This is a genomic window from Chromobacterium sp. INPA-IVC (assembly GCF_059047085.1).
The window spans coordinates 259,095-281,125 of sequence record NZ_JBTNLS010000002.1; the positions used below are offsets into that span (position 1 = coordinate 259,095).

The following is a 22,031-nucleotide window of genomic DNA, read 5'->3' on the forward strand; positions in this document are numbered from 1 at the left end:
ACGCCGTCCAACTGCGCCCACCCGCCGCCGGACCTTCCGCACCGATTCCCTGGCCCCTAGCCATGGAGACATCAAGGATGAACTTCATGCTGTTGCACTTCATTTCCATGCCATCATCGCTGCAGATCGCGGCCTGGGCCGCGTCCGGCTGCGCGCTGGCTGTCGCCATCCACTTCTTCATGCGCAAGCTGGCGCCGTCGCACATCACCCAGCTGCAGAGCGCGGAGGTTGGCGTCATCATCGCCGTAGTCGGCATTTTCTATGGCCTGATCATCGCCGCGCTCCTGGTGCGCGCCATCGCCCATTTCGACACCTCGATTGAAGTCGCCGAACGCGAAGCCGGCCTCGCCGCCTCGCTATACCGGCTGAGCGCGCAAGGTCTGCCCGGCTCCCGCCTCAAGATGCAGGACGGGCTGCGGGATTATCTCGACGTCGTCATCCAGCGCGAATGGCCGCTTCAGCAACAAGGCGAAACGGTGCCGGTGGCGTCTCCGCAGCTGGGGCGCCTGAGCCAGGCGCTGTCCACGGTCTATCCCGCCAACCGCAAAGAAGCCCAATACCTGGCCCTGGCGCAAGGCGCGCTCGACGAGCTCTACGCCAGCCGCCACACCCGGCTGTTCAACCAGGCGATGACCATTCCATGGGAGATCTGGTGCATCAGCCTGATAGGCGAAGTGCTGCTGGTGTTCTTCGCCTGGCTGATGCACGTGCCCAGCAAAGGCGTGCATTTCTTCCTCAGCTGCGCGATGGCCACCTCCATCTCCATCGTGCTGGCCATCATCCTGATCTACGACACCCCGTTCTACGGCGACATCTGCGTGTCGCCGGAGCCCTACCTAAAAGCGCTGGCAGCCATCCGCGCCGGCAGCCTGGATTTGTAACGCCGGAAAAACTTTTCACACGCTTCCTGACGGCGCGTCCCTATGGCAAGCGCATGCCGCGCCCTCATCAACCTCACCCGCGATCCAGGAGCAAACATGGCAGACAACGCCTCAGTCAACGGACAAATCACCGACGCCGTCACCCAGACCAACGTCAAGGTCGTGGCCGAAGCCCCAGCCCAGGCCATGGCCGCGCTATACCAGGTGGCCAGCCACTCCGCCGGCCTGGCGCTGCAAAACTCTGTGCACAGCCAGCAGGCGCTGAACCAGATCAACAGCGCGGTGATTTCCAAGGCGGTGGCGATGATTCTGTCCGTCGGCGAGAAGAGCTGACCCGATAAACCAGGGAGGATGGAAGCATGGGCCTGACAGACCTGATCAAGAACAAGTTTGGCGGCGGCGACAAAACGCCGGCGTCGCCAGCGGACAGCCCGCAAGCCGCAGCGGATGCCGCGCCCCCCACCGCCGGCGCAAGCGACGCGCAAGCCGCGCCAGATGGAGACAAGGCGGCAGCGGCATCTCCCGCCGACGCGGCGAGCCCCAAGGCACCGCCATCCGCCTCCGCGCCCGAACCGCCGCCCCAGCCCGCCTCCCCGCCCCCTTCCTCCAGCCCGCTGCGCGGCTTCACCGAAAAACTCAGCACCGCGCCCGCCGGCGGCGGCGGCGGCACCGACGCATTGAACAGCAAGATCGTGCAGGCGGTGCAGCTCACCAACAGCGAAACCGCCGCCTACGCCGGCAATCAGATCGCCGTCGCACCCAACATGATGATCACCCAGGCCAGCGGCTTGGTGGCCCAGGCCGGCGCCAACTACTTCGACGGCGCCAGCAAACTCGCCCTGGCCAGCAAGAGCGTGCTGCTGAAAAACATGACCGAGAAATTCGCCGCCGAGGACGTCAAGGGCGGCATCGAGGACGCGCTGGGGATATTGATCACCGATCTATTGGTCGGCACCGCCGCGGCGGTGGCGGCGGCGGCCGGCGCGATGGAGGGGGAGGCGGCGCATTTTGCGCTAGATAAGATTGATCAGAGTTTGATTAAATACCAATCCTTGCTAGATAAAAAGTAATACTTAACTAAAACTGAAAATTCCGTAAAAACAGAATAACGACCACCAACAAATAGCATCAAAAAAGCTCAATTCAAAAAAACATGACAAACATATCAAACTTACACACAAATCACACAATAAAATTCATCTCTCCATCAGAGTTAAATTAACCCAAGGAGTGTTGTTTACCACTAACACCATGCAAACACCCCATCAACTATCTCAACTCAAAAGGGAAATAAAATGGCCATCTACGTTTTCGATGCTCATGGCTCCATAGACAGCAGAACTGAAAAATTCGAAATCCCCTTAGGTGTCAACTTAGTCACTTTTGCAAAACCTGCAGCTGCGATAGCAGAAGAAATACCCGACTACATTTGGAATCACAAAAATAGGCTAATCACAAGCCCAGAGCAATTCCTTGCCGAAATTCAAATCAGAGTTGAAGGAAGAACTAGCAAAGGATTATCACGCGATGATACTCCTGAAGTCGGATATATTGAAGGCCCATTAATACTCCCAGGCCCCCGAACAATACCAAACCTCATACTGACAGGCGATTCAAAACTTTCAAGGTCTAAGATTTACAAACTACATGGAAACAACCAAATTGAGGAGTTGGAAATCCCCGACAACCAAGCATGCAGTTTAAATACTTACTTCCAAGGAAGAACATTAAATGCGGGGGACTATATCATTTGGGCATCATGCCTATCTGTACACTTTGATGGCCCCATAACAAGAGGAAACGTAGCTGGACTTGGAAATGAAGGACCAAATAGAACTGGAACCGGTGGAACCACCTATGGCTTCAAATCTAGATTAGAATGAACGTAATTATTCACGGCCTTACGGTGCAATCGTAGGGTGCGACACCCGGCTTCGATCTTTCCTACCTCCGACCTTACCCACCGGGCATCGCACCGCGCCAACGCCATACGGCCATCGGTGCGATGCCCGCCGGGTGGGTGGTCTCGGTTGATACGGCGGTTGCCGGGTATCGCACCCTACCTGTTCCATTGGCCGGTTGGTGGGTACGGAGTGGCGGTTGAAAATGGCGCTTTCCTTGTCCCGGGGGCTGTATGCCGAACTACCGCCGCACCAGAATGCCGGGAGCCAGGTAGCACGGGTTGGCTCAACGGGCCATACCCGCGATCCACACGATCACCGCCCTTCATCGCCTTTGCTCCCTTTCCACGACGCCGGTTACCCACCACTTCTCCGTCGCATCCCGCGGGTATGGCCTTTGGCCAACCCGCGCTACGGTTTACCGCCCCAATCGGCGGGATATCGTCCGGCCTGGACGTAACGATGGAAGGTGGAATACGGCCATGCCGCCACGTTGGCGACCAAACCATGTTTGACCGGGTTGAAATGCACGTAATCCAAATGCGCGGCGAAATCGGCCTCGTCGCGGATGCGGTGTTCCCAATAGCGGTGCTGCCACAAGGTGCCGCATCCCTTGGCGGCGCGGCGGGCGCTATGCCATTCGACCCGAAAATACCGTTGCCCTACCGCGCGGGTGACACGCCGCTTGATCTCGCGCCACCGCATCGCGTAATCGGCGTCGCCGTCCGGCAAGGTCCAAATCGCGTGCAAATGGTCCGGCAATAACACCCAACCATCGATGGCGAATGGCCGCTCTCGCCGCACCGCCTGGATGGCCTCGCGCAAGGCGGCGCGTACATCGGGCTCCAGCAGGATGCGCTGCCGGCGCTCAGCCACCACGGTGAAGAAATAGCACCCTCCGGGCAGGCGTTCTCGACGAAAGCGGGCCATATATTGATCTCGGCAAAAGAGTCCACTCTCGCACGCCATATGCGCCGGCGCGCCGGGCCGATAGACCAGCCTCGGCGCAGCGCGGCTTGGCCCAGCTGGCCATACCCGCGATCCTTCGCCGCCACAACTTATGCACCTTGTCCGCGGGTATGGCCTGCGGCCAACCCGCGCTACGGGTCCGACACCATTCACGACAAAGCCTAATCGCCGTCCCATCAACACCCACGGCGCGGCCAGGCCGCCGCTTGCGCCGCGCTCTTCATCAACCGAGACGCCATGCCATGGAAACCGCCGATCAGGACACCCGCTCCGCCACCCCGCAACCGGGCATCCTGCGCGGCAATATCCCGGAGTTGGGCAAAAGCCCGGTCCACCTCTTGTCCGCCATCGTGGCGCTGGCGTCGGACAAGTTGTGGGACGTGATGCTGCTGGACATGGCCAAGACGATGCCGTTGCCGGACAGGATTCGCTTCTTCCTGCTGGCCGGGCTGCTGCTGCTGCTGTTCACCACCCTCAGCGCCGCGCTGACCCAGCGCTGGGTGGACAAGGACGAGCCAGGCGCGGCCCTGGCCAAAGGGCTAGCCATGGGAGTCCTGGCGGGTCTGCCATACTCATTCGGTTCCACCGAACTAGGGCTGATCTTCATAGGCTGGTCAGGTATCAACGAGTTGCAGAAGTTGGAAAAGTAAGCTTCGCCACCACTCAGGAGAACCACACCATGCATCCTCATCACCCATTTTCCCTGCTATTGCGCGCCGCGCCGCTGCTGGCAGCCCTGGCCGCGGGACAGGCGCTGGCCGCCAGCGCGCCGCCTTTGCCGGCCTTGGGCGCCGATCCGGCGCAAAACACGGTGTCCGGACTGTCCTCCGGTGCCTTCATGGCCGCCCAGTACAGCGTTACCTATTCCGCCAGCGTGGCCGGCGCCGGCATCGTCGCCGGCGGCCCGTTCTATTGCGCCGGCCTGAACAAGCTGGGCGGCGCCAACCGCTTCATGATGACCGCCAGCAACCAGTGCATGCGGCCGCAGGGCGCGGCGCCGTCCGGCGCGGCCGCCTGGAAAGAAGCCCAGCAATTCGCCAAGCAGGGCGCGATCGACCCGGTGGACAATATCAAGCGCCAGCGGCTGTACATCTTCACCGGCGCGTCCGACAGCGTGGTCTATCCCAAAGTGGTGGCGCAAACCCGCGCCTTCTACCAGAGCGCCGGCGTGCCGGACGCGCAGATACGCTATGTGGACAACGTCAACGCCGGCCATGCGCTGCTCACGTCCAACCCCGGCGACGAGGCCTGCCCGGTCAATGTGTCTCCCGCCGCCGGCAGCACCAAGACCAACCTCAACAACTGCGGCTTCATGCAATCGCAGGACATTCTGCGCCAGCTGTACGGCAGCGATCTGAAACCGCCGACAAGCAAACTGGCCGGCGAGCTGCTGGACTTCGACCAGGCCGAGTTCTCCAAGGGCCGCTATACAGGCCTGTCCAACATCGGCCACGTCTACGTTCCGGCCGACTGCCGCAAGCAGAGCTGCCGCGTGCACGTGGTGTTCCACGGCTGCACGCAGGAAGACAGCCGCATCGGCAACCGCTACTACACCAGCACCGGCTTCAACGAAATGGCCGATCGCAACCGCATCATCGTGTTGTACCCGCAAATCCGCACCGACCCGAAACGCAACCCGCAAGGCTGCTGGGACTTCTGGGGCTATAGCAGCAAAGATCCGGCCCAGCCCGATTTCTACGCCAAAACGGCGCCGCAGATGTCCGCCATCCGCGCGATGGTGGAACGTCTGGACAGCCCACGCCAATGAAAGGAAAACCCGATATGGACGCGCATCCGCTCAATGCCTGGCTGCAAAACGGCGAAACCGGCTGGCAAGCCTGGCATCCGATGTTTCGCCAATTCTTTTTCGCCGGACTCCCCGCCCATGGCGACTGGAAAGCCAAATTGCAAACCGGGCTGGAGCAACGCCAGCGGCTGGACGAATGGCAGCAGGGCGAAAGCAGCCAGTGGCGCCAGGCCTGGAGGCAGCACATCGACGCCGACGGCTGGCTCGACTATTGCCAGCAATGCCAGGACATCAGCCAGCAGTTCGGCCACCAAGTGCTGAACTGGCAGTTGAAGCTGATCACGCTGTGGCGGGAACAGGGCTTTGAGCTGTTGCGCAATCTGCTGGACTCGCGCGGCGGCGCCGACGACTTGCTGGCCTTCAACGCCGTGCATCAAAGCGCAAAACAAAGCATGGGCGTTCACCAGGAAGACCTGCAGCAGCTGCTGACCGGCTTCTCTCCCGCGCTGATGGACTGCCTGCAGCAATTCCTGACGCCCAAGACCGACACCCCCGCCGCCTGACGCCTCCCCATCACGCCCAACGGTCACCGCTCGCGGTGACCGGCTTCAACTGCTCCGTCCCATCCTTCCGCGCCACACTCAAGCCTGCCCGCGGGCCCATCCGCGTTCACGACGCCCCTCCCTCCCCGTACCAGTAGGTATCCGCCCGCCGCCTGGCGGCGCTTCCCCGCGCAAAGGACATGACCATGAAAACCAATACCGCCGGCATCAATCTGATCAAGCAATTTGAAGGCGTTCGCCTGCAGGCCTACCAGGACGCCGTCGGCGTCTGGACCATAGGCTACGGCCATACCGGCCCGGAAGTGAAAGCCGGCATCCGGATCTCGCAGCAACAGGCGGAGCAGCTCCTGGCCGCCGATCTGACAAAGTTCGAGACCGGCGTCGGCAAGGCGGTGACCGTGCCGCTGAACGCCAACCAGTTCTCCGCGCTGGTCAGCTTCAGCTACAACCTGGGCCTGGGCAATCTGCAAAGCTCGACTCTGCTGCGGCTGCTGAACAAGGGCGACTACGCCGGCGCGGCCGGCCAGTTCCCGCTCTGGAACAAGGCGGGAGGAAACGTTCTGCCTGGCCTGAGCCGCCGCCGGCTGGCCGAACAAACCTTATTCCAGCTGCCGGTCGTCGCCTGACTCTTCACGCTGAGCCCTCCCGGGCGTTCCAGCAAACAGCCTGCCGGCCAAGCCGCGCAGGCTGTTTTCGCATTCATCCCCCGGAGAAACGCCATGCCAAACCATACGAACCCGCGACTCGCCAAGCCCGCCCATCCCTGCGGCAGGCAGCGATCCATCCTGTCCGCGCGCGCCGCGGCGCGCCGTCTCGCCATTTCATTGACCGCCGGAGGCTGCCATGGCTGACGGCACGCTTAATCCCAATCTGCGCCAAATCGCCGAGCAATATCTGGAACGATCGCTCGAACCCTCAGAAGAAGAGCAGCTGCTGACCCTGCAGCAAAACATCCAGAGCCAGCCGCCCGCCCCGCTGGGCGCCACCCAGCAGGCCAAACAGCAAGCGCAGCAAGCCATCAGCCAGAGCCAGGCCAAAGCGGGCGCCAGCGTGAAAGACATTCTGCAAACGATCCAGACCAGCTCGTCCAAGGCTTTGCAAGTGCAGGAGGCGGAGGAACAGGCCATTCTCAAGTTGCTGGAAGGCAGCAAAACCCTGTCCGAGCTGCGACCCGCCGCGATGCAGCCGATGGGCAATGGTTTGAAGCCCGGCAGCCAACTGGCGATGGCTCAGATCGCCGACCATCTGTCCAACTTGGCGCGCAAGGAAGTGGAGAACTGCTTCAACCAGTACTTTGGTCCGCTGAACCAGCAGCTACAGGCGCTGGTGGCGCGGCTGGAAGCGAAAGAAGCCGCGGAAGCGGCCGCGCCCGATGCGCCATCCACAGCCGGCGCCGCTCAAGCCGACGCGCAGAACGTTCACAAGCCGCAAGACCCGCCGTCCACAGAGCAGCACTGACAATCAGGGGCAAACCGCAGCAGCGCCCCGATTCATGTGCCTTTCATTCCCAATCCAAAGGAGTCAAACACATGGCTACCGTCGTAAGCGAACAAATCACCGATGCCGTCACCCAATCCAACGTCAAAGTGCTGGGCGAAGCGCCCGCCATGGCGCTGGGCTCCCTGTATCAAACCATGGCCCACTCCACCGGCATCCTGTTCGAAAACGCCATCTCGGCGCAGCAACAGCAAAACACGCTGGCGCAAGCCGCCTCCAATATGGGCGTGATGCAGATCTACAGCATGGACACCATGGCCGATGCCGCCGGCACCGAGAAGATGTCCCAAGCCGGCGTCGCCGACAATCTGACCAGCCTGCTGACCGTGCTGCAATCGTTCCGCCGCTAAGCTCCGAATCCATCCACCGAAAGGAATCCCGTTAAATGGCAAACACCGTCAATCCGCAAATCACCGACGCCGTCACCCAGGCCAACGTCAAGGTGCTGGCCGAAGCGCCCGCCATGGCGCTGGGCTCCATCTACCAGACCATGGCCCACTCCACCGGCATCCTGTTCGAAAACGCCATCTCGGCGCAGCAACAGCAAAACACGCTGACCCAGGCGTCCAGCAATATGGGGGTGATGCAGATCTACAGCGTGGACACCATGGCCGACGCGGCGGGCACCGAAAAGATGGCCCAGGGCGGCGTGGCCGACAACCTGACCAGTCTGCTGACCGTGCTGCAAAGCTATCAGCGCTGATCCCTTCCACCGCTAAACCAGGAGCTGTGCAATGGCATTAGACCAAATCACCGACGCCGTCACCCAATCCAACGTGAAAGTGCTGGGCGAAGCGCCGGCCATGGCGATGGGTTCCATCTACCAGACCATGGCCCACTCCACCGGCATTCTGTTCCAGAACGCGGTGGCGGCCCAACAACAACAAAACACGCTGGCGCAAGCGGCGGCCAACCAGGGCATCCTGCAGATCTACAGCATGAACACCATGGCCGCCGCCGCCGGCTCGGAAAAGATCGGCCAGGGCGGCATCGCCGACAACCTGACCAGTCTGCTGGCCGTGCTGCAAAGCTTCCAGCGTTAACCCCCTTCCCCGACTGTTTCTTACAGCCTCCATCGCCCCGGCAACGGGGCGTCTTTTTTATCATCCCCCCGCATCAAACACCGCCGCAATCGCCTCCACCGCCGCCCTCACCCGCGCCACCTGTTGCAGGTCCGGATGCAGCACCAGCCACATGTCCACCGGATCTACCCGACTCGGCCACACCCGCTCCAGCCCGGCGTCCTGATCGGCGATGAAGCAGGACAGCATGGCGATGCCCATGCCGGCCAGCGCGGCCTGTCGCAGGGTCAGCTGCGAATTGGCCTGCAGCGCGATGCGGGCCTGGTCCACGCTTTCGCCGCACAGCCGCTGCCAGTGGCGCGGCACGGTGTCGCGCGGGAACATCAGCAGCTCGTGGCCGGCGAAGCCGTCGCCGGGCAGCGGCCGCCCGCGCCGCGCCAGATAGTCCGGCGACGCGTACAGGCTCATGTCGATGGCGGCCAACTTGCGCACCAGCACCTCGCCCTTGTCCGGCCGCAGGCTGCGAATGGCGAAATCCACCTCGCCGGCCGCCACGTCGCTGAGCGACAAGCCGGTCAGCAGCGTGAACTCCAGCTCAGGATGCCGCCGCGACAGCTCGGCCAGCGCCGGGATGACGAAGGCCTCGGCCACGGTGTCGGTGGCGGCGATGCGCACCGGCCCGGCCAACTGGCGGTCGCTGTGCGCGGCCTTGCGGCTGAAGGCATCGGCGGCGGCTTCCATCCGCTCGGCGTCGGCCAGCAGCATCGCGCCGGACTCGCTCAGCTGGTAGCCCTGCGGCGTGCGCAAAAACAGCCGGCCGCCGATCTCGGCCTCGAAAGCCTGCAGGCGCCGGCCCACCGTGGCCTGGTCCACGCCCAGCTGCTGCGCGGCGGCGCGCAGCGTGCCCGCGCGGGCGAGGGTGAGAAAGAAACGGGCGTTGTCCCAGTTCATGCTGCGCCTGCCTACGATTGAATAGATGCGAAATTGCATCACGATTAATCATATTTGTCTATTTTTTCGCATCACATTATTGCTTAGCATGGCCGACATGATTCTTTACGGACAATCCATCCATGCCTGACTCCAAGCCTGCCCGGACCGGCCTGCCCACCCTGCTGGCGCTCAGCGCCGGCATGTTCATGGCGGTGCTGGACACCAATATCGTCAACCTGGCGCTGCCCGCGCTGCAACGCAGCCTGGACGCCAGCCTCAGCCAGCTCACCTGGATCGTGGACGCCTACGCGCTGGGCTTCGCCGGCCTGATGCTCAGCGCCGGCTGGCTGGCCGACCACTTCGGCCCCAGGCGGATGCTGGCCTGGGGGTTGGCCCTGTTCGTGCTAGCCTCGCTGCTGTGCGGACTGGCGCCCGGCGCGCAAACGCTGATTCTCTTCCGGCTGCTGCAAGGCATGGCCGCCGCGCTGTTCATCCCCAGCTCGCTCGGCCTGCTGCGCCACGCCTTCCCGCATCCTGCCGAACGCGCGCGCGCAGTCGGCCTGTACGGCGGCCTGTCCGCCAGCGCGGCGGCGGCGGGTCCGGTGCTGGGCGGCCTGCTGCTGGGGCCGCTGGGCTGGCGCGGCGCCTTCCTGATCAATGTGCCCATCGGCCTCGCCGCCTTGCTGGCCATCCCCTTCGTAGTGCCGTTCCGGGAAGCGTCGCCGTCCTGCGGCGCGGACCTGCCGGGCCAGGCCGCCGGCATGCTGACGCTGTCGCTGGCCAGCTACGCGCTGATCGAGGGACCGCGCCTGCCGGCGCCGGTCCTGTTCGCCCTGTTGCTGGCCGTCGCCGCCGGCGCCCGGCTGTTCTGGCGGCTGGAGAGCGCCAACCCGCAGGCGATGGTGCCGCCGGCGGTGTTCCGCCATCCGGCCTTCGCCGCCGCCAACTGGGTGGGCTTCGCCATCGGCGTCGCCTATTTCGGCAGCCTGCTGTTGCTCAGCCTCTATCTGCAGCAAGGGCTGGGCCTGGATGCGCTGCATGCCGGCCTGGCCATGCTGCCGCTGGCCGCCTGCCTGATCGCCGGCAACATCGCCGCCGGACGCCTGTTGCCGAGGCTAGGGGCCCGTCGCCAAATGCGCGGCGGCCTGCTGCTTTCCTCCGCCGGCTATCTGCTGCTGGCCCTCGCCGACGGCCACGCGCTGGCCTGGCCGCTGCTGGCCATGCTGCCGCTGGCGCTGGGCACCGCGCTCGCCATCGCGCCGATGACCGCCACCGTGCTGGAAAGCGCGCCGCCACATCTATCCGGCACCGCATCCGCCGTGCTGAACGCCATCCGCCAGACCGGCGCGCTGGTCGGCACCGCCGGCGCGGCGCTGGTGGTGGGCCACAGCGCCGACCCGCGCCAGGCGCTGCCGATAGGGCTCGCGCTCGCCGCGCTGGCGACGCTGGGCGCGGCCTGGGCGGCCAGCCGGATTCCCGCCGCGGAACGGGAGGCATCGCCGCTCGCAGCGACACGCTGACCGCGATGTCAAAACATCACGCGCCTCGCCTCCGCCTCCCAATGCCGGCGCCGGCTGAAACGGCAGCGCAAGGCAATCTCGCGTTGGAACAGCCACGGATATAAACGGTACAGATAACGCATCATGCGGCTCGCTTTCGAAATGCCGTTGGTATGCGTGTTAGGATAGTTCTCGAATTCTTGCGAATAAACACGCCATTTCGGAAAGATTGTCCTGATATGAAAACAATGCCGTCGCCAGACAACTTGCTGGCCTTCGACGCGCTGGCGCGCGCCGGCAGCTTCACCGCCGCCGCCGATCTGCTGGATTGCCATAAAAGCCTGGTCAGCGCGCGGGTCAAAGAGCTGGAGCGGGAAATGGGCGCGGCGCTGGTGTTGCGCACCACCCGCAAGATGGCGCTGACCGAGGCCGGCGAGCGGCTGCGGCCGCACGCGGCCAGGTTAAGGGAGACGATGGCCCAGGCGCGGATGGCGGTGGACGAGACCCAGCAAGACATGGCCGGCCCGTTGACGATCAGCACCACCTCGTCGCTGGCCCAATACGTGTTGGGCCCGATACTGGGAGACCTGGCCACGCTCCACCCGGCGCTGCAGCTGTCTCTGCAAGTGGACAACCGGCTGCAGGACCCGGTGGCGGACGTGCTGGATTTCTGCCTGCGTTCGGCGCGTTCCCATACCATTCATGATGACCGGCTGGTGGCGCGGCTAGCCGGATACGCCAGCGAGAATCTGTATGCGTCCCCCGCCTATCTGGCGCGCCATCCGGCCATACGGCAACCCTCGGATCTGGCAGCCCATCGGCTGCTGGTGACGGAGTCGGAGCATCAGAGCGGCCTCAAGCTCTCATGCGGCGAGCAACTGCTGCATCAGTCCGCAGGTGTGCTGTTTTACCTGAACCACTACCCTCTGCAAACGCATCTGGCGCTGGCCGGCCATGGCATCACCCTGCTGACCGACTACACGGCGAGCCAATATCTAGAACGCGGCGAACTCGTCAGAGTGCTGCCGGAATGGCTTTGCGATTATTGGCCGATTTATCTGGTCCACCCGTTCCGCTCGCCGCTGGCTCGCAAATACCAGGCCTTCATCGATTTCGTCCTCCCGAGAGTGGCGGCGGCTCTGCCGGAAAACCGCGCTCAAATAGGCAGCGACGGCCGCGCCAGCAGCACCCGGTAGAACTCGACGAAGGCACGCGCCGCCGCCGGCGCGTGGCGGCCCGGCGGAAACACCGCGTAGACGCCGCCCTTGGGCAAGGTCCATTGCGGCAGCAGATGGACCAGCCGGCCCTGGCGCAGATCCTCCTGCACGCTGAACGAATCCAGCACCGACATCCCCGCCCCGGCCAGCAGCAGCGAACGCAGCGAGGCGGCGGAATCCACCTTGATCCGCGCGCGCATCCTCACCATCTCCTCCTCTCCTCCCTTGCCGGCGAAGCGCCAGGTCAGCGGCGTCTTCAGCAGCGTCAGCGCCACCCAGTCGTGCCCGGCCAGCTCGCCGGGATGCGCCGGCATGCCCCGATCGCGCAGATAAGCCGGCGACGCCACCAGCTGCTGGGCGAACTCCCCCAGCTTCAGCGCCCTGAGCGAGGAGTCGCGCAGCGTGCCCAGGCGGATGGCCAGATCCATGCCCTCGGCCACCAGGTCCACCATGCGGTCGATCGCGTGCAGCTCCAGCTGCAAGCCGGGGTGCTGGCGGATGAACTGGGTGGCCGCCGGCGCCACCGATTCCGCCATATGGCTGACCGGCGCGGTCAGCCGCAGCGTGCCGGACAACTCCGCCGCGCCGTGGCCGGCCTGCAGCAACGCGTCGCGCAAGGCGGCCAGCGCCGGCTGCGCGTCCAGGTACAAGGCCTGGCCGGCCTCGGTCAGCTTCACCCGCCGCGTGGTGCGGGTGAACAGCGTCGCGCCCAGCTGCGCCTCCAGCCTACCCACCTGCAGGCTGACGTTGGCCTTGGTCATCCCCAGCCGCTCCGCAGCGGCGGTGAAGCCGCCAGCCTCCGCCACCGCCACGAAAATCTGCAGCCCTTCCAGATTGCCCTCTACGCCTCTCGCCATATCAACTGTCAATTTTTCAATAACAATCAATTATGGTTTCAGCCGTTTATCGAATCAATCGAAAAGCGCATGATGCATTCCATCAGCGCTGCGACGCGGCGCCTCAATCCGATATCAAACTAGGAGTCTCACCATGAAAATCGCACTGATCGGCGCCAGCGGCTATGTCGGTTCCGCCCTGTTGAAAGAAGCCCTGTCCCGCGGCCACCACGTCACCGCGCTGGTTTCCCGCCCGGAACGCATCGAAGCGCAAGCCAACCTGGCCGCCGCCAAAGTCGACGTGCAGGACAGCGCCCAGCTAGCCGAACAACTGAAAGGCTTCGACGCCGTGCTCAGCGCCTTCAGCGGCCACGCCCAGGCCGAACAGCTCGACTACTTCGTCAAGGGCATCCGCTCCATCATCGCCGCGGCCAAGGCCGCCCAGGCTCCGCGCCTGTTGGTGGTCGGCGGCGCCGGCAGCCTGGAAGTGGCCCCCGGCGTGCAGCTGGTGGACACTCCGGAATTCCCGGAACAATGGAAGGCCTCGGCGCTGGGCGCCCGCGAAGCGCTGAACCTGCTGCGCGCCGAGACCGAGCTGAACTGGACGCTGCTGAGCCCGTCGGCGATGCTGCAGCCGGGCCAACGCACCGGCCAGTTCCGCCTGGGCAAGGACCAGCTGCTGGTCGACGCCGAAGGCAACAGCCACATCTCGGTGGAGGACTACGCCGTCGCCATGATCGACGAGCTGGAAAAAGGCGAGCATCAGCGCAGCCGCTTCACCGTCGGCTACTGATCGCCCATCAACGGGGAGGCCAGACAGCCTCCCCGGTTTCCTGCAGATGGCGCCAGCGCCAGTTGGCGCCGTCCCGGAACAGCACGGCCGTCGCGTGGCGGCCGTTGCCGCTGCCGTCGCCCAAGGTCTGCGTTTCGTAGTAGGCCACCGTCGCGGCGTCTCCATCTCCCATCAGCAGCGTCATCCGCTCCAGCGCGATTTCCAGTCCCGGCCGGCTGCCTGCCGCGCCCTGGAAGAAGGCCCGCAGCCCCTGCCAGTCCAGCCGCGCGCCGCTTGGCGCCACCATGGCGAAGCCGGCGTCGAAACCCGCCATCAATTCCGCCAGCGCCTCCTCGCCATGCGGCCCGTCGCCCAGCCAGCCCGCGATCTGCGCCAAAGTGCCGCGAACCTGCGCCCATACCGCCAATTCATCATTTCTCATCATGCTTCTCCCGTTTGAGGACGATTCAATAAACGCAATACCTCCGCATTGCCTATCCGGCTGCCCAGCCACAAGGGCGGCAACATGGCCAAGGCGGCGGCCAGAAAACACAGATGGAAGGCCCGCGCCGCCAACTCTCTCGCCGCGGGCGCCGCCGGATCGGCGATGCCCTGCCCGGAAAGCAGCAGATTCAGCAGCACGCAAGCCAACGCCATGCCGACGCAGAAGCTCACCTGGCGATTGATGTTCCACAAGGCGCTGGCCTCGCCCATCCGCGCCGGCGCCACCCTCAGGAAGGCCGTGCTCTGGCTGGCGCTGCTGCACAAGGTGCCGCCCAGGCCCATCAACGCGTAGCTGCCGGCCAGCCAGGGCAGTTGCCCGGAGCGGTCTATCGCCAGCAAGCTCAGAAAGCCGATGCCCTGCGCCAGCGCGCCGGCCATCAGCAGCGGCCTCGGCCCCAGGCGGCGGTAGCCGCGCCCGGTCAGCGCGATCGCGGCGAACGCGCCCAGCGACCACGGCAGCATCAACAACCCGGCCGCGGAAGCCGACACGCCCAGCACCTGCTGCAGATACAGCATCGCCACCAGGCTGACGCCCATGAAAGCGCCCGGCACCAGCAGATACATCAGCATCGACATCCGCAGCAGCGGATCGCGCAGCAATTCCAGCCGCAGGATCGGCCGCGGATGCCGGCGGCTGTGCCGCGCGTAAGCCGCGCCCAGCGCCAGGCCCGCCGCCAGCAGCGCGCCGCCGCGCCCCCAGGTGGACGGCTGAGCCAGATCGCTCAGCCCCTGCAAGACAGACAGCAAGGCCAGGCTGCCCAGCAGCAGGCCGAGCCAGTCCAGGCCGGCGGCCGGCTCCGGCTCGCGCTCGTCCCGCAGCCAGCGCAGCGCCAGAACCAGCGGCACGGCGGCCAGCGGCAGGTTGAGCCAGAAAATCCAGCGCCAGCCCAACGCGTCCAGCGCCAGCCCGCCCAGCGTCGGCGACAGGGCCGGCGCCAGCTGGCCCACCAGCAAAATCATCGCGGTCAGGCCGGGCCGCTCCGCCGGCCGGTACAAGCGATAGGTCATGGTCTGGCCCAACGGAATCAGCAAGCCGCCGCCCAGGCCTTGCAGCGCGCGCCAGGCGATCAGCGCGCCGAGCGAGCCGGCCTGCGCCGCGCCGGCCGAGCCCGCCATGAACAGCAGCAGCGAGGCGATGAACACCCGCTTGCCGCCCCAGCGCGCCGCCAGCCAGTTGCCCAGCGGGATCACCGCGGTCAGCCCCAGGATGTAGGCGGTGCCCACCCAGGCCAGCTCCGCCACATCGCGATGAAAGGTGAGGGCGATGTCGGGAAAGGCGACATTGCCGACGAAAAGATTGGCCAGATCGATGAAAAACCCCAACAGGTACACCGCGGCCACGCGTTTGCGATACTCCATGCATCCAACCTCCTTGCTTGACGGAGGCCAGCTTAGTCTCGCCCGATCACCGGAAAAACCACCGACAATCGATTAAACTGTCAAAATCATTTTGACAATAAAGCCCACTCGGACATGAGCCTGCAACGCTTCCGCATCTTCGCCGCCATCGTGGAAAGCGGCTCGCTGACCGCCGCCGCCGAGGCGCTGGGCCACAGCAAGGCGGTGATCAGCTTCAACCTGAAACAGCTGGAGGCGGAGCTGGGCGTGGCGCTGCTGACCCGCAGCACCCGCCGGCTGCAGCTGACCGAAACCGGCAGGCGCTTCTACCAGGACTGCCTCCACGTGCTGCGCATGGCGCAATCGGCGATGGACGACGCGCGCCGCGGCCACGGCGGCCTGCAGGGCACGCTGAGCGTGAGCACCACGCCGGAATACGGCCGCCGGCGGGTGATACCGGCGCTGGCGGCCTTCTCCCGGCTGCATCCACGGCTGGCGGTGCGGCTGGAGTCGTCGTCGCGGCATGCCGACCTGATTTCTCAACAAGTGGACGTGGCTATCCGGCTGGGCTCGCTGAGCGACTCCAGCTACCGCGCGCGGCTGCTGGAGGAATTCGACATCTGGCCGGTGGCGTCGCCCGGCTATCTGGCGCAGCCGGGAAAGCAAGTGGAAAGCGTGGACGACCTCTCCCGCGCCGACTGGCTGGCGCACAGCCGGCTGGCGGCGCCGTTGCGCTGGAAGCTGGCGGGAAAAAATGGCGAGGCGATGCTGGACGCCGGCGACGCGCCGCGCATCGTCGCCGACACCTCGGGCGCCTTGCTGGACTTCGCGCGCCAGGGCTGCGGCGTGGCGCTGCTGCCGGACTGGCAGGTAAAAGACGATGTCGCCGCCGGCGCGCTGGAGAGCTTGCTGCCGGATTGGAAATTTCCGCGCCAAGGGGTGTACGCAGTCTACCCGGACACCCGCCACCTACCGGAAAAAGTGCGCGCCTTCATCGATTTTTTCGCCGACTACCTCGCGGCGCGGCAAAGGGAGAGCTGAACCTTCCCCCCTCCTACAACCTGTCTACGATCTTCATGGTTATGAATCCGCTACGCGGATGATGATTTTCATAGCCAGGGCTGCCCGGCGAGCAGAGAGGGGATATTTGCTTGGCCAAATATCCCCTCCACCCCTAAAAGCCACCCTTGAAGCCTGGCCTTCGGCTACCCGCCGGGTCCCGTCAGGCCCGAGGCGCGGCTGAACTCTCTGCGTGCGAATCTTCCAGATTCTCTCAGCCATGCGCGCTAACGTCGCGGGGCTCAAACAAACAGCCGCTTAAAACCTCGGGCCTGCCACCCGGCGACAGGCTTGAAGGGACTGGTGGCGCATCGGATACGCGGTTTCTAACCAGCCAAGCCTAAAAAACGGGCAGAAGATCGTTAGCAGATTCTTATAGCTTGAAGCGCGACACCACGCCCTCCAGCGACTGCGACAAGCGCTCCAGGTCGGCCACCACCTGGCCGGCGCGGCCGATCTCGGCATCCGACTGCAACGCCTGCGACGACATCTGCTCGGCGGTGCGCGCCATGTCCTCGGTGGCCTTGGACTGCTCGCTGGCGGCATCGCGGATCTCGGCCGCCTGGCGCACCACCAGCTGCATGCTGGACTGGATTTCGGCGATCTGGCGCTGCGCCTCCTCGGCCAGCTCCACGCCGTCCTGCACCGCGCCGTAGGTCTTCGCCACGCGCTCGCGCGCCTGGCCCGAGCCCTGCTGCATGCCGCCGACCATGTCGTCGATCTCCACCGTGGCCTGGCTGGTGCGCTCGGCGAGCTTCCTCACCTCGTCCGCCACCACGGCGAAGCCGCGGCCCTGCTCGCCGGCGCGCGCCGCCTCGATCGCCGCGTTCAGCGCCAACAGATTGGTCTGGTCGGCGATGTCCTTGATCACGCCGGCGATGCTGCCCACCTGGGCCGAGCGGCGCTCCAGCTCCTCCATCACCGTCTTCACCTCGTCCATCGACGATGCGACCGAGCCGATCTCGACGCTGACCTTGCCCACCGCCTCCGCGCTCTGCGACGACAGCGCGCCGGCCTGCTGCACCGCCTCGGCGGTGCCATGGCAGTTGCCGGCGATGTGGCTGACGCTGACCGACAGCTGCTCGATGGTGGCCGCCGTGGTTTCGCTGAGGTCGGCGTTGTGGCGCGAACCGGCCGACAGGCGCTCGGTCATCCGCGCCAGCTCGCCGGCGCTGCGGTGCAGCTGGCCGCTTTGTTCGCGCACCTGCTGGAACATGGCGCGCAGCTGCTCCATGAACTGGTTGAACGCCGCCGCCACCTGGCCGGTTTCGTCGCGGCTGTCGGCCGGCAGCCGCATGGTCAGGTCGCCATGGCCGGAGCTGAGCGCGCGCATCGCGTCGCGCAGCTGCACCAGCGGCCGGCTGATGAAGCCGGACACCTGCCAGATCACCAGCAGCGACAGCAGCAGCACCACCGCGTCAATCGCCGCCACCCACCAGATGGTGCGCGTCACCGCGCCGTACACCTCATTGGCGTCCATCTCCACCACCACGAACCAGTCGGCGTTGGGCATATAGCTGGAAGCGGCGATGGTCGGGCCGTTGGGACCGTCGAAATGCGCCAGGTTGAAGCCGGATTTGTTCAGCAGCTGCGGCGCGATCGCCGACAGGCCGGGCAGGTCGGCCAGCAGGGTTTTCTTCTGCATCGCCGCCGGATCGCGGTGCAGCCGCACTTGGCCGGAGGCGTCCACCACGTAGACCTGGCCGCGCTCGCCCACCGCCATCTTGCGCACGCGCTCGGCCATCTGGGTGACGTCGAAGCCCAGCGCCGCCACCGCGCGGTGGCCGGCCTGGCCCTTGTTGGCCAGCACGTTGACGAACATCATCACCTGCTGCTTGCCGGTTTCCGAACCCAGCGTGAACTGGCTGTCGCGGCCGGAGGCCAGGAAGTCGGCCAGCCACTTGTCGTTGCCCTTGGGATCGGCCTTGACGGTAGTGTGATCAATGTAGATGTTGAGCGTGGCTTCGGAGGTCCAGGAGATGATGGACGCGCCGGAGGTCTGCATCAGCGCCTTGGCGTAGCGCTGCCAGGGGCCGACGCCGGACTCGGGCTCGCCGGCTGCGGTCCAGTCCAGCAGATAGGTATTGGCGGCCAGCTGGCGGGTCTGGCTCAAGGGCAGCGCGATGGAGGCGTCCAGCTCGTTGCGTATGCCCTCCACCGTCGCCTTCAGTTCATGCTGCTCCAGGCGCTCGGTCAGCGCCGACTGGAACATGCGGGTGGACACCGTGCCGGCGATGGCCAGCGCGATGAGCAGGATCAGCGCGACGCTGACCAGGATTTTCTGTTTGACCGACCAGTTCTTGAACATGCTTGCTGGCTTTCCAGGAAGAGACGAAAAATGTCCGGCGCCGCCGGACCGCATATCCGCGCACGCTGCGCCCGCCAGACGGCGGCAACGCGAGCCGGAGCGGATTCCGTCTCTATCTGAAAAGCATGCCGCCGTAATGGCGGCGGCAATTGTAACAAGCCCTTATGTTTTCGCCATGAAGAATATTTTCAGCAACACATCTTCATGTGGAGTAATTGCCACAGCTCAGCCTGGCTGCCGACGCGCCGGCTGGCTGTCGTGCAGAAAACGGGTGTAGAGGTCGCGCGGCGGCTGCAGGCCGCATTCGGCCAGCACGCGCCCCGCCGCGCCGCGGTGATAGCCGCCGTGGGTGATCACCTGCATCAGCATCTCGGCCCGGCTCATCCGGCCATGGCCGCCGTCGGTGAAGGCGAAATCGACGCTCTCGGCAAGTTCGGCATCGCTCAGGCCGCTGGCATAGCCGATGTACCAGGCGTCGGTTTCGCGCGCCGCGGCCAGCAGGTCGGCCAGCTCCGGCGTGTCCGGCGTATTGGTGCCGGCGTAGCCGTGCGGCCGGCCGGTCAGATTGCCGGCGAAGATGCGATCCACCACATGGATGTGGTTGAGGATGCGGACGACGAGATGGCGCTTGTCCGGATGGGCTTCGCCATCCAGCTGGGCCGTCAGCGCGTACAGCTCTTCATCGGCCCAGGCCTTGTAGCGGAACAGCGAGGGGAACAGATCGGGAAGACTCATCTTGCGGCCTTTCGCGCCGGACGGCGCCTGCGTGGGACAAGTTTCCCATTGTCTCACAGCAGACTTCCCGATGTCATTTCACGCCATAGGCCGCCAGGAACACCCTGACCGCGTCCGCCACCCTGCCCGGCCGCTCCGACGCCGGCGCCAGTTCGTCGATCAGGCCGGTCATCATCGCCGCCTGGCATTCCGACTGCAGCAGGCCATGGAAATGCATGGCGGCGGTCCATGGCGACACCTCGCGCAGCCGGCCGGCCTTCATCTCCGCGGCCATGAATTCCGACAGCCGGGTCCAGCCGGTCTTCGGCCCGTTCTCATAAAACAGCCGCCCCACCTCGCTGCGGCTACCGCTGCCCATCACGATCGCGTGCAGCGCGCGCAGCTCGGGGCTGAACAGGCTGTCGAGAAAGGCGATGCCGAAAGTACGCAGCATCTCCTCCAGATCGCCGCCCGGCTGCAGCTTGACATAGGCCGACGACAGCTCCGCCGTCAGCGAGCGCATCACGTCCAGGAACAAGGCTTCCTTGGACGGAAAATAATTGTACAGCGTGGCCTTGGAGCCGCCGGCCCGGGCCGATATCTCGGACATCGACGCCGCCTCGTAGCCGCGTTCGACGAAGACTTCGGTCGCTGCCGCCACCAAGCCCTGGCGCTTGTTTTCGCTTTTTGTGCGCATATCCATCCTTAAAACTGAACCGTACGGTTCAATTTTTCTTGACAAGAAATCTCGCTCCGCCATATAACTATACCGTACCGTACAGTTAAATCAAACCATTACCGGACAGAGACGATGAGAACCGCATATTTTCGCTGGCGGCCGCTGCCAGCAGCCGGCCTCTCCGCAGCGTTGGCGCTGCTGGGAGGCTGCGCGATGGTGCCGGACATGGGCCCGGCGCCGCAGATCAAACCGCTGCAACAATACCAGAATACGCAAAGCCTGCCCGCCTCGGACGGCGTTTGGGCCAATGAGCAATGGTGGAAAAAATACGGCGACGCGCAGTTGAACGCGCTGATGGACGAGGCCCTGAGCCAGGCGCCGGACCTCGCCGCCGCCCGCGCCCGCATCGAGCGCGCCGAGGGCCTGGCCCAGCAGGCCGGCGCCGCCAGGCTGCCCGGCGTGGACCTGAACGCCTCGCTGAACCGCGACAAGCAAAGCTACAACAACGGGATGCCGGCGCCGGCTGGCTTCAACACCAGCGCCCGCGGCACGCTGGATTTCAGCTATGAGCTGGATTTCTGGGGCAAAAACCGCGCGTCTCTGGCCGCTGCCACGTCCGACCTGACCGCCGCCCGCGCCGACGCGGCCCAGGCCAGGCTGCTGCTGACCGCCTCGCTGGCCGCCGGCTACGCCGAGCTGGCGCGGCTGTTCGCCGAGCGCGACGCCGCCGCCCAGGCGCTAGACGTGCGCGAGCACACCGCCAAGCTGATGCTGCAGCGCTGGCAGCAAGGCATGGACACCCGCGGCGTGCTGCGCCAGGCGGAATCACGCGAGGCCGCCGCCCGCGCCGATCTGGCCGCCGCCGATGAAAGCATCGTCCTGCAACGCCACAGCCTAGCGGCGCTGATGGGCGCCGGACCGGACCGCGGCCTAGCCATCGCCCGCCCCGGTTCCGGCCTGTTTCGCGAGCAGAAGCTCCCGGCCGCGCTGGCGGCCGAGCTGCTGGGCCGCCGACCGGATCTGGCCGCCGCCCGGCTCCGCGCCGAAGCCGCGGCCAAGCGCATCGACGTCGCCGAGGCCCAGTTCTACCCCAACGTCAACCTCACCGCCTTCGTCGGCGCCCAGTCGCTGGGGCTGGGCCTGTTCGACAAGGCCGGTTCCGGCATAGCCGGCGTCGGCCCCGCGATCAACCTGCCCATTTTCCGCGGCGGCCAGCTACAGGGCCAATACCGCGCCGCGCGCGGCGACTACGACGCCGCCGTCGCCAGCTACGACGCCACGCTGAGCCAGGCGCTGCGCGAAGTGGCCGACGCCGTCTCCAGCCAGGCCGCGCTGACGCCGCAACTGCAACAGCGGCAGGAAGCGCTGACCGCCGCCGACGAGGCCTACCGCGTCAGCCAAGACCGCTTCGATGGCGGACTGGCCAATTACCTGGACGTGCTCACCGCAGAAGACAGCGTGATCGCCGCCCGCCGCGGGCTGGCCAATCTGCAAGCGCGCCGCTTCTCGCTGGACATCGCCCTGGTCAAGGCATTGGGCGGCGGCTACCAGCAAACCGAACAACAGGCCGCCCGCTGAGACCGCTGGCAAAC

25 protein-coding genes and 1 pseudogene are annotated in these 22,031 nt (G+C 65.3%); 17 read left to right on the top strand and 9 right to left on the bottom strand.

Going from position 1 to position 22,031, the window contains the following annotated elements:
* Nucleotides 1-77 precede the first annotated feature (77 nt).
* The 4 genes from ACX17K_RS04020 (at nt 78) to ACX17K_RS04035 (ending at nt 2,764) form a co-directional block, all read left to right on the top strand.
* A complete protein-coding gene (locus ACX17K_RS04020; RefSeq protein WP_493773794.1) occupies nt 78-881 on the top strand; it encodes a bestrophin-like domain in 804 nt (267 codons plus the stop codon).
* A gap of 96 nt (nt 882-977) precedes the next feature.
* Nucleotides 978-1,214, top strand: coding sequence for a RebB family R body protein (locus ACX17K_RS04025; RefSeq protein ID WP_166439451.1), 237 nt, complete (start codon nt 978-980; stop codon nt 1,212-1,214).
* A gap of 26 nt (nt 1,215-1,240) precedes the next feature.
* Complete coding sequence (locus tag ACX17K_RS04030; RefSeq protein WP_493773795.1) at nt 1,241-1,951, top strand: hypothetical protein; 711 nt, start codon at nt 1,241-1,243, stop codon at nt 1,949-1,951.
* A 225-nt stretch (nt 1,952-2,176) separates the two neighbouring features.
* The gene (locus ACX17K_RS04035; protein WP_493773796.1) at nt 2,177-2,764 is read left to right on the top strand and encodes a hypothetical protein; all 588 of its coding nucleotides are present in this window, start codon (nt 2,177-2,179) and stop codon (nt 2,762-2,764) included.
* Between the two features lie 429 nt (nt 2,765-3,193).
* Here the strand turns inward: ACX17K_RS04035 and ACX17K_RS04040 are convergent, their stop codons facing one another.
* On the bottom strand, nt 3,194-3,712 hold the full coding sequence (locus ACX17K_RS04040; RefSeq protein ID WP_493773797.1) for an REP-associated tyrosine transposase: 519 nt from the start codon (nt 3,710-3,712) through the stop codon (nt 3,194-3,196).
* A 281-nt stretch (nt 3,713-3,993) separates the two neighbouring features.
* Here ACX17K_RS04040 and ACX17K_RS04045 point away from each other — a divergent pair, with 281 nt between their 5' ends.
* The 8 genes from ACX17K_RS04045 to ACX17K_RS04080 all read left to right on the top strand — a co-directional run bounded on the left by ACX17K_RS04045 (nt 3,994) and on the right by ACX17K_RS04080 (nt 8,601).
* Entirely contained in the window at nt 3,994-4,401 is a 408-nt protein-coding gene (locus tag ACX17K_RS04045; protein WP_493773798.1) for a hypothetical protein, read from the top strand.
* A gap of 29 nt (nt 4,402-4,430) precedes the next feature.
* Complete coding sequence (locus ACX17K_RS04050) at nt 4,431-5,519, top strand: extracellular catalytic domain type 2 short-chain-length polyhydroxyalkanoate depolymerase (RefSeq protein WP_493773799.1); 1,089 nt, start codon at nt 4,431-4,433, stop codon at nt 5,517-5,519.
* Between the two features lie 14 nt (nt 5,520-5,533).
* Nucleotides 5,534-6,061 (top strand): hypothetical protein, encoded by a 528-nt coding sequence (locus ACX17K_RS04055; protein WP_493773800.1) that lies wholly within the window; start codon nt 5,534-5,536, stop codon nt 6,059-6,061.
* Between the two features lie 185 nt (nt 6,062-6,246).
* Entirely contained in the window at nt 6,247-6,687 is a 441-nt protein-coding gene (locus tag ACX17K_RS04060) for a lysozyme (RefSeq protein ID WP_493773801.1), read from the top strand.
* A gap of 217 nt (nt 6,688-6,904) precedes the next feature.
* Nucleotides 6,905-7,519, top strand: a complete 615-nt coding sequence (locus ACX17K_RS04065) for a hypothetical protein (RefSeq protein WP_493773802.1) — start codon at nt 6,905-6,907, stop codon at nt 7,517-7,519.
* Nucleotides 7,520-7,590: 71 nt separating this feature from the next.
* Nucleotides 7,591-7,908, top strand: a complete 318-nt coding sequence (locus ACX17K_RS04070) for a RebB family R body protein (RefSeq protein ID WP_493773803.1) — start codon at nt 7,591-7,593, stop codon at nt 7,906-7,908.
* Nucleotides 7,909-7,943: 35 nt separating this feature from the next.
* Nucleotides 7,944-8,261 (top strand): RebB family R body protein, encoded by a 318-nt coding sequence (locus ACX17K_RS04075; protein ID WP_493773804.1) that lies wholly within the window; start codon nt 7,944-7,946, stop codon nt 8,259-8,261.
* 31 nt (nt 8,262-8,292) lie between these two features.
* Nucleotides 8,293-8,601, top strand: coding sequence for a RebB family R body protein (locus ACX17K_RS04080; protein WP_166439625.1), 309 nt, complete (start codon nt 8,293-8,295; stop codon nt 8,599-8,601).
* 60 nt (nt 8,602-8,661) lie between these two features.
* Here the strand turns inward: ACX17K_RS04080 and ACX17K_RS04085 are convergent, their stop codons facing one another.
* Together ACX17K_RS04085 and ACX17K_RS04090 are read right to left on the bottom strand one after the other, a co-directional pair.
* Nucleotides 8,662-9,255: a LysR substrate-binding domain-containing protein gene (locus ACX17K_RS04085; RefSeq protein WP_493773999.1), complete on the bottom strand. Its 594-nt coding sequence runs from the start codon at nt 9,253-9,255 to the stop codon at nt 8,662-8,664.
* Nucleotides 9,256-9,360: 105 nt separating this feature from the next.
* A pseudogene (locus ACX17K_RS04090) lies at nt 9,361-9,570 on the bottom strand (LysR family transcriptional regulator); the annotation flags it as partial.
* Nucleotides 9,571-9,653: 83 nt separating this feature from the next.
* On the opposite strand from ACX17K_RS04090, the gene ACX17K_RS04095 reads away from it, so the two are divergent.
* Together ACX17K_RS04095 and ACX17K_RS04100 are read left to right on the top strand one after the other, a co-directional pair.
* A complete protein-coding gene (locus ACX17K_RS04095) occupies nt 9,654-11,033 on the top strand; it encodes an MFS transporter (RefSeq protein WP_493773805.1) in 1,380 nt (459 codons plus the stop codon).
* 218 nt (nt 11,034-11,251) lie between these two features.
* Nucleotides 11,252-12,208, top strand: coding sequence for a LysR family transcriptional regulator (locus ACX17K_RS04100; protein WP_493773806.1), 957 nt, complete (start codon nt 11,252-11,254; stop codon nt 12,206-12,208).
* Here ACX17K_RS04100 and ACX17K_RS04105 read toward each other — a convergent pair.
* Nucleotides 12,169-13,086: a LysR family transcriptional regulator gene (locus ACX17K_RS04105; protein WP_493773807.1), complete on the bottom strand. Its 918-nt coding sequence runs from the start codon at nt 13,084-13,086 to the stop codon at nt 12,169-12,171. The genes ACX17K_RS04100 and ACX17K_RS04105 overlap by 40 nt on opposite strands.
* Nucleotides 13,087-13,219: 133 nt before the next feature.
* On the opposite strand from ACX17K_RS04105, the gene ACX17K_RS04110 reads away from it, so the two are divergent.
* Nucleotides 13,220-13,858 carry an NAD(P)-dependent oxidoreductase gene (locus ACX17K_RS04110; RefSeq protein WP_115617601.1) on the top strand — a complete coding sequence of 213 codons (639 nt, stop codon included), beginning with the start codon at nt 13,220-13,222 and terminating at the stop codon, nt 13,856-13,858.
* Between the two features lie 7 nt (nt 13,859-13,865).
* Here the strand turns inward: ACX17K_RS04110 and ACX17K_RS04115 are convergent, their stop codons facing one another.
* Nucleotides 13,866-14,282, bottom strand: coding sequence for a hypothetical protein (locus ACX17K_RS04115; RefSeq protein ID WP_493773808.1), 417 nt, complete (start codon nt 14,280-14,282; stop codon nt 13,866-13,868).
* Entirely contained in the window at nt 14,279-15,700 is a 1,422-nt protein-coding gene (locus ACX17K_RS04120; RefSeq protein ID WP_493773809.1) for an MFS transporter, read from the bottom strand. Before ACX17K_RS04120 ends, ACX17K_RS04115 begins: the two co-directional genes overlap by 4 nt.
* Nucleotides 15,701-15,814: 114 nt before the next feature.
* Here ACX17K_RS04120 and ACX17K_RS04125 point away from each other — a divergent pair, with 114 nt between their 5' ends.
* Entirely contained in the window at nt 15,815-16,720 is a 906-nt protein-coding gene (locus tag ACX17K_RS04125; protein ID WP_493773810.1) for a LysR family transcriptional regulator, read from the top strand.
* A gap of 391 nt (nt 16,721-17,111) precedes the next feature.
* Here the strand turns inward: ACX17K_RS04125 and ACX17K_RS04130 are convergent, their stop codons facing one another.
* From ACX17K_RS04130 to ACX17K_RS04140, 3 genes are all read right to left on the bottom strand, one after another.
* On the bottom strand, nt 17,112-19,046 hold the full coding sequence (locus ACX17K_RS04130) for a methyl-accepting chemotaxis protein (protein WP_493773811.1): 1,935 nt from the start codon (nt 19,044-19,046) through the stop codon (nt 17,112-17,114).
* Nucleotides 19,047-19,271: 225 nt separating this feature from the next.
* Nucleotides 19,272-19,781 (bottom strand): DinB family protein, encoded by a 510-nt coding sequence (locus ACX17K_RS04135; protein WP_493773812.1) that lies wholly within the window; start codon nt 19,779-19,781, stop codon nt 19,272-19,274.
* Between the two features lie 73 nt (nt 19,782-19,854).
* The gene (locus ACX17K_RS04140) at nt 19,855-20,457 is read right to left on the bottom strand and encodes a TetR/AcrR family transcriptional regulator (protein ID WP_347751708.1); all 603 of its coding nucleotides are present in this window, start codon (nt 20,455-20,457) and stop codon (nt 19,855-19,857) included.
* Between the two features lie 114 nt (nt 20,458-20,571).
* On the opposite strand from ACX17K_RS04140, the gene ACX17K_RS04145 reads away from it, so the two are divergent.
* The gene (locus ACX17K_RS04145) at nt 20,572-22,017 is read left to right on the top strand and encodes an efflux transporter outer membrane subunit (protein WP_493773813.1); all 1,446 of its coding nucleotides are present in this window, start codon (nt 20,572-20,574) and stop codon (nt 22,015-22,017) included.
* The last annotated feature ends 14 nt before the right edge of the window (nt 22,018-22,031 follow it).

Coding starts and splice junctions, on each gene's coding strand:
- ACX17K_RS04020 (WP_493773794.1), top strand. CDS start 78: ATGAACTTCATGCTGTTGCACTTCATTTCCATGCCATCATCGCTGCAG.
- ACX17K_RS04025 (WP_166439451.1), top strand. CDS start 978: ATGGCAGACAACGCCTCAGTCAACGGACAAATCACCGACGCCGTCACC.
- ACX17K_RS04030 (WP_493773795.1), top strand. CDS start 1,241: ATGGGCCTGACAGACCTGATCAAGAACAAGTTTGGCGGCGGCGACAAA.
- ACX17K_RS04035 (WP_493773796.1), top strand. CDS start 2,177: ATGGCCATCTACGTTTTCGATGCTCATGGCTCCATAGACAGCAGAACT.
- ACX17K_RS04040 (WP_493773797.1), bottom strand. CDS start 3,712: ATGGCCCGCTTTCGTCGAGAACGCCTGCCCGGAGGGTGCTATTTCTTC.
- ACX17K_RS04045 (WP_493773798.1), top strand. CDS start 3,994: ATGGAAACCGCCGATCAGGACACCCGCTCCGCCACCCCGCAACCGGGC.
- ACX17K_RS04050 (WP_493773799.1), top strand. CDS start 4,431: ATGCATCCTCATCACCCATTTTCCCTGCTATTGCGCGCCGCGCCGCTG.
- ACX17K_RS04055 (WP_493773800.1), top strand. CDS start 5,534: ATGGACGCGCATCCGCTCAATGCCTGGCTGCAAAACGGCGAAACCGGC.
- ACX17K_RS04060 (WP_493773801.1), top strand. CDS start 6,247: ATGAAAACCAATACCGCCGGCATCAATCTGATCAAGCAATTTGAAGGC.
- ACX17K_RS04065 (WP_493773802.1), top strand. CDS start 6,905: ATGGCTGACGGCACGCTTAATCCCAATCTGCGCCAAATCGCCGAGCAA.
- ACX17K_RS04070 (WP_493773803.1), top strand. CDS start 7,591: ATGGCTACCGTCGTAAGCGAACAAATCACCGATGCCGTCACCCAATCC.
- ACX17K_RS04075 (WP_493773804.1), top strand. CDS start 7,944: ATGGCAAACACCGTCAATCCGCAAATCACCGACGCCGTCACCCAGGCC.
- ACX17K_RS04080 (WP_166439625.1), top strand. CDS start 8,293: ATGGCATTAGACCAAATCACCGACGCCGTCACCCAATCCAACGTGAAA.
- ACX17K_RS04095 (WP_493773805.1), top strand. CDS start 9,654: ATGCCTGACTCCAAGCCTGCCCGGACCGGCCTGCCCACCCTGCTGGCG.
- ACX17K_RS04100 (WP_493773806.1), top strand. CDS start 11,252: ATGAAAACAATGCCGTCGCCAGACAACTTGCTGGCCTTCGACGCGCTG.
- ACX17K_RS04105 (WP_493773807.1), bottom strand. CDS start 13,086: ATGGCGAGAGGCGTAGAGGGCAATCTGGAAGGGCTGCAGATTTTCGTG.
- ACX17K_RS04110 (WP_115617601.1), top strand. CDS start 13,220: ATGAAAATCGCACTGATCGGCGCCAGCGGCTATGTCGGTTCCGCCCTG.
- ACX17K_RS04115 (WP_493773808.1), bottom strand. CDS start 14,282: ATGATGAGAAATGATGAATTGGCGGTATGGGCGCAGGTTCGCGGCACT.
- ACX17K_RS04120 (WP_493773809.1), bottom strand. CDS start 15,700: ATGGAGTATCGCAAACGCGTGGCCGCGGTGTACCTGTTGGGGTTTTTC.
- ACX17K_RS04125 (WP_493773810.1), top strand. CDS start 15,815: ATGAGCCTGCAACGCTTCCGCATCTTCGCCGCCATCGTGGAAAGCGGC.
- ACX17K_RS04130 (WP_493773811.1), bottom strand. CDS start 19,046: ATGTTCAAGAACTGGTCGGTCAAACAGAAAATCCTGGTCAGCGTCGCG.
- ACX17K_RS04135 (WP_493773812.1), bottom strand. CDS start 19,781: ATGAGTCTTCCCGATCTGTTCCCCTCGCTGTTCCGCTACAAGGCCTGG.
- ACX17K_RS04140 (WP_347751708.1), bottom strand. CDS start 20,457: ATGCGCACAAAAAGCGAAAACAAGCGCCAGGGCTTGGTGGCGGCAGCG.
- ACX17K_RS04145 (WP_493773813.1), top strand. CDS start 20,572: ATGAGAACCGCATATTTTCGCTGGCGGCCGCTGCCAGCAGCCGGCCTC.